Source organism: Pseudomonas sp. KUIN-1, from assembly GCF_009176725.1.
In the GTDB taxonomy this organism is placed as follows: Bacteria; Pseudomonadota; Gammaproteobacteria; order Pseudomonadales; family Pseudomonadaceae; genus Aquipseudomonas; species Aquipseudomonas fragariae.
The window spans coordinates 5,177,184-5,191,573 of record NZ_AP020337.1; the positions used below are offsets into that span (position 1 = coordinate 5,177,184).

Genomic DNA, 14,390 nt, shown 5'->3' on the forward strand with positions numbered 1-14,390 from the left:
GACTCTACGAAACGGGCTCACTCAGCGGCGCTCAAAGGTTTGCCCAGGTGTTTCGGACTTCCAGTTGAGCTACCTTTCACTCCTTCATCGAATCCCCCGGAGAATCCCTCATGCTCAAACAAGCACTGCTGCTGGCCGCACTGCTGCTGCCAGCCTGCCTCGTCCACGCCCATGAGTACAAGGCAGGGCCATTGCTGATCGGCCATCCGTGGTCAATGGAGCTGCCGCCCAATGCACCAACCGTGGCGGCCTATTTCACCCTCGAGAACAAGGGTGACAGCGCCGACCGCTTGATCGGCGTCGACACGCCCATCGCCGGACAGGCGCAGTTGCATGAGCATGTACACGCCGACGGGCTGATGAAGATGCAGCACGTGCAGGCGGTCGACATACCGCCTGGCGCGAAGGTGGTTTTCGCACCCATGGCCTGGCACGTGATGCTGCTGGACATCAAGGACCGTTCGAAGCTGGTGGTCGGCCAGCGCTTCCCGATGACCCTGCATTTCGAAAAGGCGGGGGATATCGAGGTGCAGGTCGTGGTACAAAAGCAGGCTTCGGAGCACCAGCACTGAGTAGCCTTCCCGAGTGAGCAGCGCATGCCGTCGCGACAGATCAGCCCCTCGTAATAACCGGGGAGCCTGGCTGAGTCTGTTTGCCATGTTGATGATCTTTATCGGTCCACTGGTTTCCCAGTCGATGCCGATGGATCATCACGCCGGCATGTCGATGTCCATGCCAGCCGGCATGGACATGCCGGCCGATGGTCACGCCCAGCATGGCAGCGAGCATGCGATGCCTGCCGACGCCGGTATGAGCGATCACGCGCTGTGGGCAAAATGTGGCTATTGCACACTGCTGTTCAGTTGCCCGGCATTGCCCCATGTCCTTCAACTGGTCGCCGCCCCGCCACCCGGACCCGCTGACTTTTTCGCCCTGCTGCCCTTGCCGGGGCATGCCCGCAACGCCATCTTCCCCAATGCTCGAAGCCGGGCACCACCAGCGCTCATCACCGCATAAGCCGAAAAAAAGATTTCACGAGGGCGCGCGGCTCACTGCTGCGCGCCGTTCGTGCTGTGTTGTCCCTATTGGGGAGCGTTTGACGTGTCCAAACCTGATGTCTCTTTTTACAACCTTGCCTGGCGATGGCATTTCTACGCGGGACTGTTCGTCGCGCCGTTCATGATCCTGTTGTCGCTGACCGGCATCATTTACCTGTTCAAGCCGCAACTGGATAACCTGATGTACAGCGATCTGCTGAACGTCGCGCCGGCCGAGCACCGCCTGACTGCCGACGTGTTGCAACAGCGCGTGCTGAGTACTTATCCACACGCCACGGTCGGCAAGTATTTCCCGCCGACCAGCACCGAGGGCAGTGCGCAGTTTGTCGTCAGCGAGCAGGGACGGGAGCTGAATGTCTTCATCGACCCCTATCGCGGCGACATTCTTGGCACCCAGGACGCCACAAAGAACCTGCAGGCGGTTGCCCGCGCACTGCACGGCGAGCTGATGATCGGCACGCTGGGCGACCGGCTTGTCGAGCTGGCGGCAGGCTGGGGCGTTGTGCTGGTGATTTCCGGCCTTTATCTATGGTGGCCACGCGGTCGCTCGGCGGCTGGGGTTTTCTGGCCGCGCCTGACGGCCAAAGGGCGCGTGCTGTGGCGTGATCTGCACGCGGTTACCGGCTTCTGGGGCGCTTTGCTGTTGCTGTTCATGCTGTTGAGCGGCATGACCTGGACCGGTCTGTGGGGCAAGCAATACGCGGCGGTGTGGAACACCTTCCCGGCCGCCATGTGGACCGACGTCCCCAAGTCCGACAGGCAGGCTGGCGAGCTGAACAATGCCAGCGTGCAGACCGTGCCGTGGGCAATGGAGAACACACCGATGCCGGTTTCGACCGGCGAACACGCCGAGCACATGGACCACATGCACATGTCCAGCGCACCGGCAGCGCCAACAGTGTCCTTGCAGAAAGTGGTCGACATCGCGCGGGCCAGAGACATCGTGCCGGGCTACAGCATCACCCGGCCCAAGACAGCTGACGGCGTGTTTACCGTGTCGGTGTTCGCCGACGACCCCCGTGATGATGCGACGCTGCATATCGACCAATACACCGGCAAGGTGCTGGCTGATGTGCGCTACGTCGATTACAGCACGGTGTCCAAGGCTACCGAGTTGGGCGTCATGCTGCATGAGGGCAAGTTTTTCGGCTGGATCAACCAGCTGCTTATCTTGCTGGTTTGCCTGATGGTGTTGCTCAGTTCGGTCAGCGGCCTGGTGATCTGGTGGAAACGTCGACCTCAGCGCGGGCTCGGTGTACCGCCCTTGCGCCACGACCTGCCACGCTGGAAAACAGCGACAGTGGTGATGATTGCCTTGGGCGCAGTGTTCCCTCTGGTGGGCATTTCGATGCTCATTGTCTGGGTGCTTGATCGAATAGTGCTTTCGCGCTTTGCCAAACAGGCGACAACAGCTTAGATTGCTCCCTGCGGGGCCTGAAACCACTGAGTGGCGTTGTGATGAATTCCTCCTCATACCCGGTTTCAGGCCTCGCCCTGCCTGAATTGCTCTTGCTCCCCCCTATACGTCCTACCCACCGGATAGCCGATGCCGCAGCCATCGACCATCGCTGGCTGATATCCCCGCAGCACCGACCGTGACTACATGACATGAACCGCCAGGCCATTGCCTCGAGCGGATCATCCATCATGCAGACGAATCGGCACCATGAACTTACCGCTCACGACATCACCCCCACCTCTACCCGCCTCGCTTGCCAGCGATAGCTATCCACCCGGTTTCAGCAAGACGACGCAAGAGCTCGCCCGTAGCCTGCTGCACCCGCTCAAACCCGACCTGGATGTCGAGACCACATGGCTGACCTACCGCGACAGCAAGGTCGCAGCGGACGACGGCGCCAACATACACAGCGTTCCGTTGATCTCCAGCCTGGTCGAGCATTTCACCGGCCTTTTGAACTGGACCGACAATGATGTGCAGGGTCTTTACCCGACCCCGTCGTCCACTTCGCAGACACCGGCCATCCAGCCGCTGGGTCGAGCGGCTATCGTGGATTTCTACACTCGGGTCAGCCAGCAGCTGGAGCAATTCTATAGCCAGAAACTTGCAGACTATTGGGCCATCGCAACGCCGGACGGTGAAACCCGGAGCAACCGGTATCTGGCCGAGCAGATCGAGTGTCTGAAATCCGAATGCGCGGTGCTGATCGCCTCGGGAAAAATGGCGACCGGGCACTACAGTCTGCTATCGGCAGCACTGGGGCCATGTGCCACACGCCCGGCCGGAAACATCGCGCAGATTCAACCCCACAGCATTTTCAGCCTCTCGACCCGTATCGGTGATGGCCCTGCAATTGCGATCTCCGGTGCGTTTGCCATCGCTCGACGTCTTCGTAAAGAACCGCTGTTAAAGCTTGACGAAGAGGAGCTTGAGGACGTCCTGCTGTTCACTCCTTATGACGGGCTGGAGGCATTTGCATCCCTGACACACATGAATGAGCGCCTTGCTCAACGCGCAACAGAGCCTGACTACAGGCGACGCCTGGGGATTGAGCCTGCGGCTGAACAGACAAGCCAGGCCGCCTCCGGTTTCATCGCGCTGCAATGGCAGTACACCTTGCTGGAAGGCAATTTTCTGAGCCTGTTGCACACCCGCCAGATCGCCCGACAGCAATCAATGTTCGCTCAGGCCGTACAGCTTGCTCGTGCTCAACGGATGGACGAGGTTTGTTTCGAGCAATTGATAACGCATTTGCTGAAGCCAGAGCTTTACTTTGACAACCATTGGCGCCTGGACAGGCTCGATAACGACCTGGTTCAGAGCCAGATGCCTGACTGGTGGAAAACCATGCAGGCGTCGCAACGCGAGGAATGGCTTGCGCAGGCACAACAGTTTGGTGAGTCGGTTGTCAGCATCCGGCAAGTCAGCAAGGCTAACTTCGACCCGCCGGACAATGATAGCCGTACCTATCTCACGCGCTATATCGACAAGCATCTGGATGAAGTATTGAAACAGGCATCTGTCGAAATAGCCGCGCAGCAGATTACCGTTTCGATTAATTACAGGCTTGGCACCGAAGTGCTGGAGATCCCCGGCGCACCTGTGCTGCCGACAACCGAAACTGAAAACATTTCGCTCTGGCAACTGGCGCATACCCATGCCCACCGTGCCAGGGCCGCAGATGCAGTGCTGATCCACGCTGTCGATGAGGCAGGCGCCGTCATCCAGAAACTGGACATGGCCACTATAAAGAGGCTGGTCACAGCCATAGAGAACCCTCAGCACCTTAGCGACTACCTCGATCTCAATCTGAAGACATCAGCGTATGCGCGACAACTCAAGCAGTTGCAGAAAGCCATGCTGGAAGCCCAGATGAAGATGGCCCTGCTGGAGATCGAACAGCAGGCTTTTGCACCGGCCGGTCTTGAGTGGATCGAGGCAGTGCTTGATTCGCCGGCACCGCAAGGGCGTCGGACCATCAAAGGGGAAGCCATCGAGGTCCGGTTTTTCAGCGTCAATCAATTCATGATGACCAATGTCATGCTGATTGCTCCAGCCGACAAATTCGAGCGGGGGCCACTGGTGCTGTGCACGCTGGATGCTGCCGACGGCGTCGTTTTCCGCTGGTTCAACAGCATGTATCACCTGACCACCGGTTTTTTGGAAAAAGCGCCATTCCAGCAGTATCTGATTGAGCAAATACCGGTTTCCAGGCGCCTGGAAACGTTGCGTGCCATGCAGTACGAAAAGCAGGCCAGGCACTGGCGCATGCCAGAGGTTTTTACCCAACTGTCGCTGATACCGATCCCGGCGAGGCTGCTGCACCCGGTGGTATTTGTCAGCCAAAGCAAAGACCTTTATGTGGAAATCCACGAGACCAGGATCAATCAGTTGATCAGCGAAGCCAAACGGCAAATGGGCCTGGCCAACGGCACGGGGCGATCAGGCCGAACCTTCGATCTGATCGCCAACATCGGAATTCTGTTTTTGCCTGACCCGATCATGATGCCTGTCGCACTGGGCGTGGGCCTGTACAAGACCTGGAGCGCCTTCTCGAAACTCGACGAAGGCGACCTCGAAGGTGCAGCCGAGGAATTTCTGAGCGCCGTAGGCTATCTTGCTACCGCTTTCATTGGCCGCCTGGCGCTGGCCCTGAAGCCGGCAATGCATGCCTCGAAGGTGGTAAGACGCCCGCACCTGATCCGCAGGGTCGGCCGCGACGGGCAGATCCAGATCGGCTACCTCCTGTCGCACTCCAGAGCCCCCCGCTTTGCAGACCCCAAATTGATCGTCGCTATGGACTCCCAACGCTTCATCGCCATCGATATAGAGGGCCAGACCTTTTTCGTAAGCCGACGTACCAATATGTTTGGTCACTCGCGCCTTTATCGGCGATCCCCGACTGACCCAACGCTACTGGTGCATGAGCAGGAATACGCATTGCGCACCACCAGCGGGGCCTGGAAAACCGTGGGCAAACAGATACCACGCATCAGTCAGTCCGCCATCCGTAATGCCCGATCACAACTGGCCAGCCTGACCACTGCCTGGCCTGTGTCCCTGGAAGAGACAGGCAGCGCCGAACGCTTGAAGTTCGAGGCCGACTACCTCGCCCTGGGCGCAGCGTCCAACGCCGAAAACCTTTCCGAAATAGCGGCTTATGCGGAAGGTGGCTCGACGGACATCAACCCTCTGTTACGAAGCGGTGTGCGCAATGCCACAACACGCAACTTTCTAAGCCAGTTCTATCAGCTCAAAGCATGGGATGGCACTGCTTTTCGCTCGACGTACGTATCAAGCGAAGGGATGGCCTGTCTGGAGAACGAAGCAGGTGCGGTGTTTACCGACAGTGGCGTGCAGTCCGCCTCGATATCGCGAGCCAATGCCTTCCTGTGGAGCCGGGATGGATTTGTGAGCAGTAACGCCAATGCAGAAAATCACCCGGTCTTTTTCATCTTTGCCCCGGGCATACCGAAAAAAAACATGTTTACCGGCTTCCTCGGTGATCACGTCGCCGTCGCACCGGGCACGCGCATGCAACTGGGGGCGACAACGCGAATCAACGGTCAGCTGTTTGCGTGGTTCGACGCTCCCGAGCAACTCACTGATCAGACGTTTGACCTGTACACCGGAGCAAAGGAGCTATGGGTCTGAAACACCTGGGAAATTGACCGCTCGCTAGCCTGAACACCCCTTTCGCACCATCGCAGAGCTTCATACGCACCAACGGCAGAGCGTTGTTCCACCTTGGTGCGACTCCTCGACTCAACGCGACAAAATCATTCCGTTTCGCGACGTTGCTGCGTTGGCCCAGACCTTGCTAAAGCCTGAAAGAGCAACGAAATGCACCGCCGCCAAACCTCAAACAATGTACTAAGGGAGCCAGTCAATGAAGCGTCGCAGCCTGATCAAAGCCTTTACCCTGTCCGCATCCATCGCCGCCATGGGGCTGACCTGGACCGTTCAGGCTGCCGAGACCATCAAGGTCGGCATTCTGCATTCGTTGTCCGGCACCATGGCCATCTCCGAGACGTCGCTCAAGGACATGGCCTTGATGACCATCGACGAGATCAACGCCAAAGGCGGCGTCAACGGCAAGATGCTGGAGCCGGTCGTTGTGGACCCGGCGTCCAACTGGCCGCTGTTCGCGGAAAAAGGCCGTCAGTTGCTGACCCAGGACAAGGTCGCCGTGGTGTTCGGCTGCTGGACATCGGTGTCGCGCAAATCGGTACTGCCGGTCTTCGAAGAACTCAACGGCCTGCTGTTCTACCCGGTGCAGTACGAAGGCGAAGAAATGTCGCCCAATGTTTTCTACACCGGCGCCGCGCCTAACCAACAGGCTATCCCGGCCGTCGACTATGTCATGAGTGAAGATGGCGGCGCTGCCAAGCGCTTCTTCCTGCTTGGCACCGACTATGTCTACCCGCGCACCACCAACAAGATTCTGCGCGCATTCCTGCATTCCAAAGGCGTGAAAGATACCGATATCGAAGAGGTTTACACGCCGTTCGGTCACTCCGATTATCAAACCATCGTGGCCAACATCAAGAAGTTCTCCGCGGGTGGCAAGACGGCCGTTATCTCCACCGTCAACGGCGACTCCAACGTGCCGTTCTACAAGGAACTGGCCAACCAGGGCCTGAACGCTACCGACGTACCGGTTGTGGCCTTCTCGGTAGGCGAAGAAGAACTGCGCGGCATCGACACCAAGCCATTGGTAGGCCATCTGGCCGCCTGGAACTACTTCCAGTCGGTGGAAAACCCGGTCAACAAGAAGTTCGTGGCTGACTGGAAAGCCTACGCCAAAAAGAAAAACCTGCCAGGCGCTGACAAGGCCGTGACCAACGACCCGATGGAAGCCACCTACGTCGGCATTCACATGTGGGCGCAGGCGGTCGAGAAAGCCAAATCCACCGACGTGGACAAGGTCCGTGAAGCCATGGCCGGCCAGACGTTCGCAGCGCCGTCGGGCTTTACCCTGACCATGGACAAGACCAACCACCACTTGCACAAGCCAGTGATGATCGGCGAAATCCAGGACGACGGTCAGTTCAACGTCGTCTGGCAGACCAAAGAGCCGATCCGCGCCCAGCCATGGAGCCCGTACATCCCTGGCAACGACAAGAAGCCGGACGCCCCGGCGAAGAGCAACTGACGGATCAACGCTGCTTGATCGTTCCCACGCTCCAGCGCCAAGCGTTATAGACAGGTCCTGAAGCCCGCGAAATACGGGGCTTCAAAGCTTCTGCCCACAGGGCGTAGGAGCGACCGGGGCGGCGATCCGCCTTGTTCGCGAAGACGGTAGTTCGAACGATACATTTTCGGAGAATGTACCGGCCCTTTCGCGAACAAGTTCGCTCCTACGGCCTTCGGCCAGAATCAAAAACAGCCCCCGCATGTGACGCTTGGCGAAGGGCGTGAAGGACCGTCTCAAGAGTAGACGACGCCATACTGAATCAAGGCCATATTGATATGCCTTCTTATTTTTACCGTTTGATCCTCGCCATCAGCCTGCTGCTGCCTTTGGCTGCCAAGGCCGGTGATGCCAGCGACTTTGTCGCAGCCAGTTCTTCGCAACAGGCAGAACTGCTGGAGGCCTGGGCCGCCAAGCCTGTGCCGGAACGCGTCGAGCTGCTTGAAGCCTTACGCGATGGCCGTGTGGGTGCCGACAGCAGCAAGCGCGCCTGGATCGAAAACAACGATCAATACGTGGCCGTCGATGCACAGGCACCAGCCGCCGCCGATGCGCCAACGCCTGACGAACCGCGTAAATTGCGCTTGAACAACCGGCTGCGCGGCCTGGTTGAAACGGCGTTGGCCAGCCACCAGTTGCTGGCAGCCGATACACGACTGCGCATGGCCGCCGCCCTGCAATTGCAAAAAAGCGCCCGCCCTGCACAACTGGAGTTGCTGACCGAACGCGTGGCCGGCGAAACAGATTCCAGCGTCAAAAGCGCACTGACCCTGGCGCTGGCCAACCTGCAAATGGTCGATTCCAGCCCGACAGTACGTCTGGCTGCCGTGCGACTGCTGGGCGAAACCGGTGATCCGCTGGCGCGTACCCGTCTTGAATCATTGCTGGCGCCCGGCGTGGAAACCGACGCTTCGGTACGCGTGGCGGCTGAAACCAGCCTGGCGCAGGTCAAGCGCAAGCTGATGATCGGTGAGATCCTCGGCCAGGCGTTTAGCGGCATGTCGCTGGGCTCTATCCTGTTGCTGGCGGCGCTGGGTCTGGCGATCACGTTCGGCCTGCTGGGCGTGATCAACATGGCCCATGGCGAGATGCTGATGCTGGGGGCCTACTCCACCTACGTCGTGCAACTGATGCTGCAGCGCTACGCACCGGGGGCCATCGAGTACTACCCGCTGATCGCGTTGCCGGTGGCGTTCTTTGTCACCGCCGCGATCGGCATGGCCCTGGAGCGTACGGTCATTCGTCATCTGTATGGCCGCCCACTGGAAACCCTGCTGGCGACCTGGGGCATCAGCCTGATGCTGATTCAGGCCGTGCGTCTGGCCTTCGGCGCGCAGAACGTCGAAGTCGCCAACCCGCAATGGCTGTCTGGCGGCATCCAGGTGCTGCCTAATCTGGTGCTGCCTTACAACCGCATCGTGATCATCGCGTTCGCGCTGTTCGTGGTGGTGCTGACCTGGCTGCTGCTGAACAAGACCCGCCTGGGCCTGAACGTGCGCGCCGTCACCCAGAACCGCAACATGGCCGCCTGCTGTGGCGTACCGACCGGGCGCATCGACATGATGGCCTTCGGTCTGGGTTCAGGTATCGCAGGTCTGGGGGGTGTAGCCCTGAGCCAGATCGGCAACGTGGGCCCTGATCTTGGCCAAAGCTACATCATCGATTCGTTCCTGGTGGTCGTGCTCGGCGGTGTCGGGCAACTGGCCGGTAGCGTCATGGCGGCCTTCGGGCTGGGCATCGCCAACAAGATTCTCGAACCGCAAATCGGCGCAGTGTTGGGCAAGATCCTGATCCTGGCGCTGATCATTCTGTTTATCCAGAAACGTCCGCAAGGCCTCTTCGCATTGAAAGGACGGGTGATCGACTGATGAGCCAGCCATTGATAGTAACTGCCGCGCAAAAAGTCGGGCCCAGAGGCACGCTGACCGCAGGCTGCGTAATCATTGCAGTGCTGCTGGCACTGCCGCTGCTGTCGCTGCTGCCTGCCGATAACAGCTTTCAGGTCTCGGCCTACACCCTGACCCTGGTGGGCAAGATCCTCTGCTACGCCATTGTCGCGCTGGCGCTGGACCTGGTCTGGGGCTACGCCGGGCTGCTGTCGCTGGGCCACGGCCTGTTCTTCGCCCTGGGCGGTTATGCCATGGGCATGTACCTGATGCGCCAGGCCGCTGGGGATGGGCTGCCGGCCTTCATGACCTTCCTGTCGTGGACCGAGCTGCCATGGTACTGGGCGGGCACCGACCATTTCCTCTGGGCGATGTGCCTGGTGGTATTGGCACCGGGACTGCTGGCGCTGATCTTCGGCTTCTTCGCCTTCCGCTCGCGGATCAAGGGCGTGTACTTCTCGATCATGACCCAGGCGCTGACCTTCGCCGGCATGCTGCTGTTCTTTCGCAACGAGACCGGCTTTGGCGGCAACAACGGCTTCACCAACTTCCGCAGCATTCTGGGCTTCAGCATCAGTGCACAAGGGACCAGAGCCGCGCTGTTTCTGGCCACGGTCGCACTGCTGGTGGCCAGTCTGTACATCGGCTGGCGCCTGGCGCAGAGCAAGTTCGGCCGCGTGCTGACCGCGCTGCGCGATGCGGAAAACCGCCTGATGTTCTGCGGTTACGATCCGCGCGGCTTCAAACTGTTCGTCTGGGTGCTGAGCGCCGTGCTGTGCGGTCTGGCTGGCGCCTTGTATGTGCCGCAGGTCGGCATTATCAACCCCAGCGAAATGTCACCGACCAACTCCATTGAAGCCGCTGTGTGGGTAGCCCTGGGTGGCCGTGGCACGCTGATCGGCCCGCTGCTGGGCGCAGGTCTGGTGAACGGCATGAAAAGCTGGTTCACCATGGCCTTCCCGGAATACTGGCTGTTCTTTCTCGGCGCGCTGTTCATCATCGTCACGCTGTATCTGCCCAAGGGCGTGATCGGCATGCTGAAGAAAAGGAGCGAGCAATGAAAACCACTCCGACCCCGTCTTTCATGCTCGAACCGATCCTGGCCCCGAACTCCGACGCCGGCACCAGCCGCGACGCGGTGGGGCTAGGCAAGAGCGCAGGCAAAGGCCTCAATACTCGCCACGGCACGATCCTGACGCTGGAAGACATCAGCGTCAGCTTCGACGGCTTCAAGGCCCTGAACGATCTGAATCTGTACATCGGCGTAGGCGAACTGCGCTGCATCATCGGCCCCAACGGCGCGGGCAAGACCACGCTGATGGACGTCATCACCGGCAAGACCCGCCCCAGCCACGGCAAGGCCTGGTTCGGTGAAACGCTGGACCTGACGAAGATGACCGAAGTGCAGATCGCTCAGGCCGGCATCGGCCGCAAGTTCCAGAAACCCACGGTATTCGAGGCCTTGAGCGTGTTCGAAAACCTCGAGCTGGCACAGAAGACCGACAAATCGGTGTGGGCCAGTTTGCGTGCGCGGTTGAGCGGCGAACAACAGGACCGGATCGCTGAGGTGCTGGAAACGATCCGCCTGACCAGCTCGATGCACCGTCCTGCAGGCTTGCTGTCCCACGGCCAGAAGCAGTTTCTGGAGATCGGCATGCTGCTGGTTCAGGACCCGCAATTACTGCTGCTCGACGAGCCCGTCGCGGGCATGACCGATGCCGAAACCGAATTCACCGCCGAGCTGTTCAAGAGCCTGGCCGGCAAGCATTCGCTGATGGTGGTTGAGCACGACATGGGTTTTGTCGGCTCGATTGCCGACCATGTCACCGTGCTGCACCAGGGCAGCGTGCTGGCTGAAGGCTCGCTGAACGACGTACAGGCCGACGAACGCGTGATCGAAGTTTACTTGGGGCGCTAGCGCGACCAGCTGCAAGCTTTTAGCTGCAAGCGGCAAGCTAGAAGCAAAAACAACGTGCTGCTCTTTACTTGCAGCTTGAAGCTTGAAGCTTATAACTCATGAGGCCCTCATGCTCACTGTTAGCCAGCTCCACCAATATTACGGCGGCAGCCACATTCTTCGCGGTCTGTCGTTTGATGTGAAGGTTGGTGAGGTCACCTGCCTGCTGGGCCGCAACGGCGTGGGCAAGACCACGCTCCTGCGTGTGCTGATGGGCCTGCTGCCATCCAAGGAAGGTTCGGTGCAATGGGAAGGCAAGACCATCACCCAGCTCAAGACACACCAACGGGTGCATGCCGGGATTGCTTACGTGCCGCAGGGCCGGGAAATATTCGGCCGGCTGACGGTCGAGGAAAATCTGCTGATGGGCCTGTCGCGTTTTCCGGGCGCCGAGGCCAAGGAAGTGCCGGCCTTCATTTACGAGTTGTTCCCGGTGCTGCTGCAAATGAAGCACCGCCGCGGCGGCGATCTGTCCGGTGGTCAGCAGCAGCAACTGGCGATAGGCCGGGCGCTGGCGAGCCGTCCACGCCTGCTGATTCTCGACGAGCCCACCGAAGGTATTCAGCCCTCGGTGATCAAGGAAATCGGCGCGGTCATCAAAAAGCTCGCCGAGCGTGGCGACATGGCGATTCTGCTGGTCGAGCAGTTCTACGACTTCGCCGCGGAACTGGCCGATCAGTACCTGGTGATGTCGCGGGGCGAGATCGTCCAGCAGGGCCGTGGCGAGAACATGGAGAGCGACGGCGTTCGTGGTCTGGTGACCATTTGATGCGTCAATCCGTTATCGTGCAGCACTCGACAAGCCAATGAAGACACCATGACCCTGCCTGCCAACACCGCCCTCTTCACCCCCAGCTGGCACGCCGAGCTGGAATTGGGTTACGGCCGTTTTGATGACAGCACACGCCCGACGCTGCGGCGCCACAAAGGACCGCTGCGCGTGCAAAAGCATCTGTACGCCGAAGGCCCGGAGGTGTGCCAGCACATCATCGTTCATCCACCGGGCGGTATCGCCGGGGGAGACCGGCTGGATATCTCGGCCACCGTGGGTGCCGATGCCTGGGCACAGTTGACCAGCCCCGGCGCGGCAAAATGGTATCGCGCCGCCAGCCCGGCCTTTCAGCAACTGGAACTGCACGTCCAGCCCGGCGCGACACTGGAATGGCTGCCGCAGGAAAGCATTGTCTTCAGCAACGCCCAGGCAGAACTGAGCACCCGCATAGAGCTGCACGGTGATGCGAAGCTATGCTACTGGGATGTGGTGGCGCTGGGCCGGCCGGCCAGTGGCGAGCGGTTCGAGCACGGGCATTTTCAATCGCATCTGGATATCCGTCGCGACGGCACATTGCTCTGGCATGAGCGACAACGCATTATCGGTGGCGACGGGCTGCTGGACTCGCCCATCGGCCTGGACGGCAGAACGGTGTTCGCCACCCTGCTGATGACCGGCGAAGTCGGCAGCGAGCTGCTCGAGGCCTGCCGTTCGCTGTCGATGCCCAACCCGGTACGCGGCGATCTGACGCAACTGCCCGGCCTGCTGGTCGCTCGCTGCCTGGCAGACGAAGCACTGCACGCACGTGCCTGGCTGATACAAATCTGGAAATGCCTGCGCCCTGCCCTGCTGGGACGCGAGGCGGTAACGCCAAGAATCTGGAACACCTGATTGATGACTGGACGCTCTACATTCCATGCTACACCGTCAGCGCTGATGCACTCAGCGTGATACATAAGTCCTGAAAAGCCCGAAAATCGGGGCTTTTAGCGCTTCTGCCAGCAGGGCGTGGGAGCGAACTTGTTCGCGAAGACAATGTTTTAGGCGCTGCATTTTCGGCGACTACACCGGCCCCTTCGCGAACAAGTTCGCTCCCACGGCCTTCGGCCGGAACCCAAAACAGACTTATACATAACGATGAGAGCTCAAGCCTGGGAACGATCAACCAACGAATTTGAACAAACGGAAGCCCCATGGACCTGACACCACGCGAAAAAGACAAGCTGCTGATCTTCACCGCCGGACTGGTCGCCGAACGGCGTCTGGCGCGCGGCGTGAAGCTCAATTACCCGGAAGCCATGGCCTACATCTCTGCGGCGCTGCTCGAAGGTGCGCGTGACGGGCAGACCGTCGCTGAGCTCATGCACTACGGCACGACCCTGCTGAGCCGCGATCAGGTCATGGAAGGTATCGCGGAAATGATCCCGGAGATCCAGGTGGAAGCCACCTTCCCGGACGGCACCAAACTCGTCACCGTGCATCAGCCGATTGCCTGAAGGAGTGATCATGCAGGACGTGATTCGCGATGCCCTGCCGGACGATCTGCCGGGCATTCTGGACATCTACAACGATGCAGTGCTCAACACCACGGCTATCTGGAACGAGCAGCCGGTTGATCTGGCCAACCGCCAGGCCTGGTACGCAGCTCGCCAGAGTCAGGGTTATCCGATTCTGGTGGCGGTCAACAACGCCGGCGAAGTGCTCGGCTATTCGTCGTTTGGCGACTGGCGGCCGTTCGAAGGCTTTCGCCATACGGTCGAGCATTCGGTCTACGTGCGCGCCGACCAGCGCGGCAAAGGCCTGGGCCCGCGCCTGATGGACGCCTTGATCGAGCGCGCCCGCGACTGTGACAAGCACATGATGGTCGCGGCCATCGAAAGCGGTAACGCTGCGTCCATCGCCCTGCATGATCGCCTGGGCTTCAAGATTACCGGGCAAATGCCGCAGGTCGGCACCAAGTTCGGCCGCTGGCTGGACCTGACGTTCATGCAGCTCGACCTGTCGCCCGGTGCGCCTGCGCCCGCTTCACAGGCACCCAAGCCCCTCTCACCCAAGCCCCTCTAG

At 60.1% G+C, this 14,390-nt stretch carries 12 protein-coding genes; all 12 read left to right on the forward strand.

The genetic code is table 11. The features are described from left to right. The first annotated feature begins 110 nt into the window (after positions 1-110). Entirely contained in the window at positions 111-572 is a 462-nt protein-coding gene (locus tag KUIN1_RS23230; RefSeq protein WP_058399220.1) for a copper chaperone PCu(A)C, read from the forward strand. A 70-nt stretch (positions 573-642) separates the two neighbouring features. Then, positions 643-1,017, forward strand: a complete 375-nt coding sequence (locus KUIN1_RS23235) for a DUF2946 domain-containing protein (RefSeq protein ID WP_218961543.1) — start codon at positions 643-645, stop codon at positions 1,015-1,017. 84 nt (positions 1,018-1,101) lie between these two features. Further along, a complete protein-coding gene (locus KUIN1_RS23240) occupies positions 1,102-2,475 on the forward strand; it encodes a PepSY-associated TM helix domain-containing protein (protein ID WP_103713569.1) in 1,374 nt (457 codons plus the stop codon). A 249-nt stretch (positions 2,476-2,724) separates the two neighbouring features. Next, positions 2,725-6,171 (forward strand): dermonecrotic toxin domain-containing protein, encoded by a 3,447-nt coding sequence (locus tag KUIN1_RS23245; protein WP_116887056.1) that lies wholly within the window; start codon positions 2,725-2,727, stop codon positions 6,169-6,171. Positions 6,172-6,406: 235 nt separating this feature from the next. After that, positions 6,407-7,672, forward strand: coding sequence for an urea ABC transporter substrate-binding protein (gene urtA, locus KUIN1_RS23250; RefSeq protein WP_011269025.1), 1,266 nt, complete (start codon positions 6,407-6,409; stop codon positions 7,670-7,672). A gap of 317 nt (positions 7,673-7,989) precedes the next feature. Then, a complete protein-coding gene (gene urtB / locus KUIN1_RS23255; protein WP_024651862.1) occupies positions 7,990-9,579 on the forward strand; it encodes an urea ABC transporter permease subunit UrtB in 1,590 nt (529 codons plus the stop codon). Beyond that, entirely contained in the window at positions 9,579-10,658 is a 1,080-nt protein-coding gene (gene urtC / locus KUIN1_RS23260; RefSeq protein WP_058399224.1) for an urea ABC transporter permease subunit UrtC, read from the forward strand. Before urtB ends, urtC begins: the two co-directional genes overlap by 1 nt. Further along, positions 10,655-11,515, forward strand: a complete 861-nt coding sequence (gene urtD, locus KUIN1_RS23265) for an urea ABC transporter ATP-binding protein UrtD (RefSeq protein WP_024638231.1) — start codon at positions 10,655-10,657, stop codon at positions 11,513-11,515. Before urtC ends, urtD begins: the two co-directional genes overlap by 4 nt. Positions 11,516-11,624: 109 nt before the next feature. Then, on the forward strand, positions 11,625-12,323 hold the full coding sequence (urtE, locus tag KUIN1_RS23270; RefSeq protein ID WP_011269029.1) for an urea ABC transporter ATP-binding subunit UrtE: 699 nt from the start codon (positions 11,625-11,627) through the stop codon (positions 12,321-12,323). Between the two features lie 48 nt (positions 12,324-12,371). Next, positions 12,372-13,217 carry an urease accessory protein UreD gene (locus KUIN1_RS23275; RefSeq protein ID WP_152092316.1) on the forward strand — a complete coding sequence of 282 codons (846 nt, stop codon included), beginning with the start codon at positions 12,372-12,374 and terminating at the stop codon, positions 13,215-13,217. A 302-nt stretch (positions 13,218-13,519) separates the two neighbouring features. Then, positions 13,520-13,822, forward strand: coding sequence for an urease subunit gamma (gene ureA, locus KUIN1_RS23280; protein WP_003317023.1), 303 nt, complete (start codon positions 13,520-13,522; stop codon positions 13,820-13,822). 10 nt (positions 13,823-13,832) lie between these two features. Continuing rightward, on the forward strand, positions 13,833-14,390 hold the full coding sequence (locus KUIN1_RS23285) for a GNAT family N-acetyltransferase (RefSeq protein ID WP_024638228.1): 558 nt from the start codon (positions 13,833-13,835) through the stop codon (positions 14,388-14,390).

What these genes read in the sequence shown, in the direction of transcription:
- urtE (WP_011269029.1), top strand. Translation starts at nt 11,625, where the DNA reads ATGCTCACTGTTAGCCAGCTCCACCAATATTACGGCGGCAGCCACATT.
- urtD (WP_024638231.1), top strand. Translation starts at nt 10,655, where the DNA reads ATGAAAACCACTCCGACCCCGTCTTTCATGCTCGAACCGATCCTGGCC.
- urtA (WP_011269025.1), top strand. Translation starts at nt 6,407, where the DNA reads ATGAAGCGTCGCAGCCTGATCAAAGCCTTTACCCTGTCCGCATCCATC.
- KUIN1_RS23285 (WP_024638228.1), top strand. Translation starts at nt 13,833, where the DNA reads ATGCAGGACGTGATTCGCGATGCCCTGCCGGACGATCTGCCGGGCATT.
- KUIN1_RS23245 (WP_116887056.1), top strand. Translation starts at nt 2,725, where the DNA reads ATGAACTTACCGCTCACGACATCACCCCCACCTCTACCCGCCTCGCTT.
- KUIN1_RS23275 (WP_152092316.1), top strand. Translation starts at nt 12,372, where the DNA reads ATGACCCTGCCTGCCAACACCGCCCTCTTCACCCCCAGCTGGCACGCC.
- urtC (WP_058399224.1), top strand. Translation starts at nt 9,579, where the DNA reads ATGAGCCAGCCATTGATAGTAACTGCCGCGCAAAAAGTCGGGCCCAGA.
- KUIN1_RS23230 (WP_058399220.1), top strand. Translation starts at nt 111, where the DNA reads ATGCTCAAACAAGCACTGCTGCTGGCCGCACTGCTGCTGCCAGCCTGC.
- ureA (WP_003317023.1), top strand. Translation starts at nt 13,520, where the DNA reads ATGGACCTGACACCACGCGAAAAAGACAAGCTGCTGATCTTCACCGCC.
- urtB (WP_024651862.1), top strand. Translation starts at nt 7,990, where the DNA reads ATGCCTTCTTATTTTTACCGTTTGATCCTCGCCATCAGCCTGCTGCTG.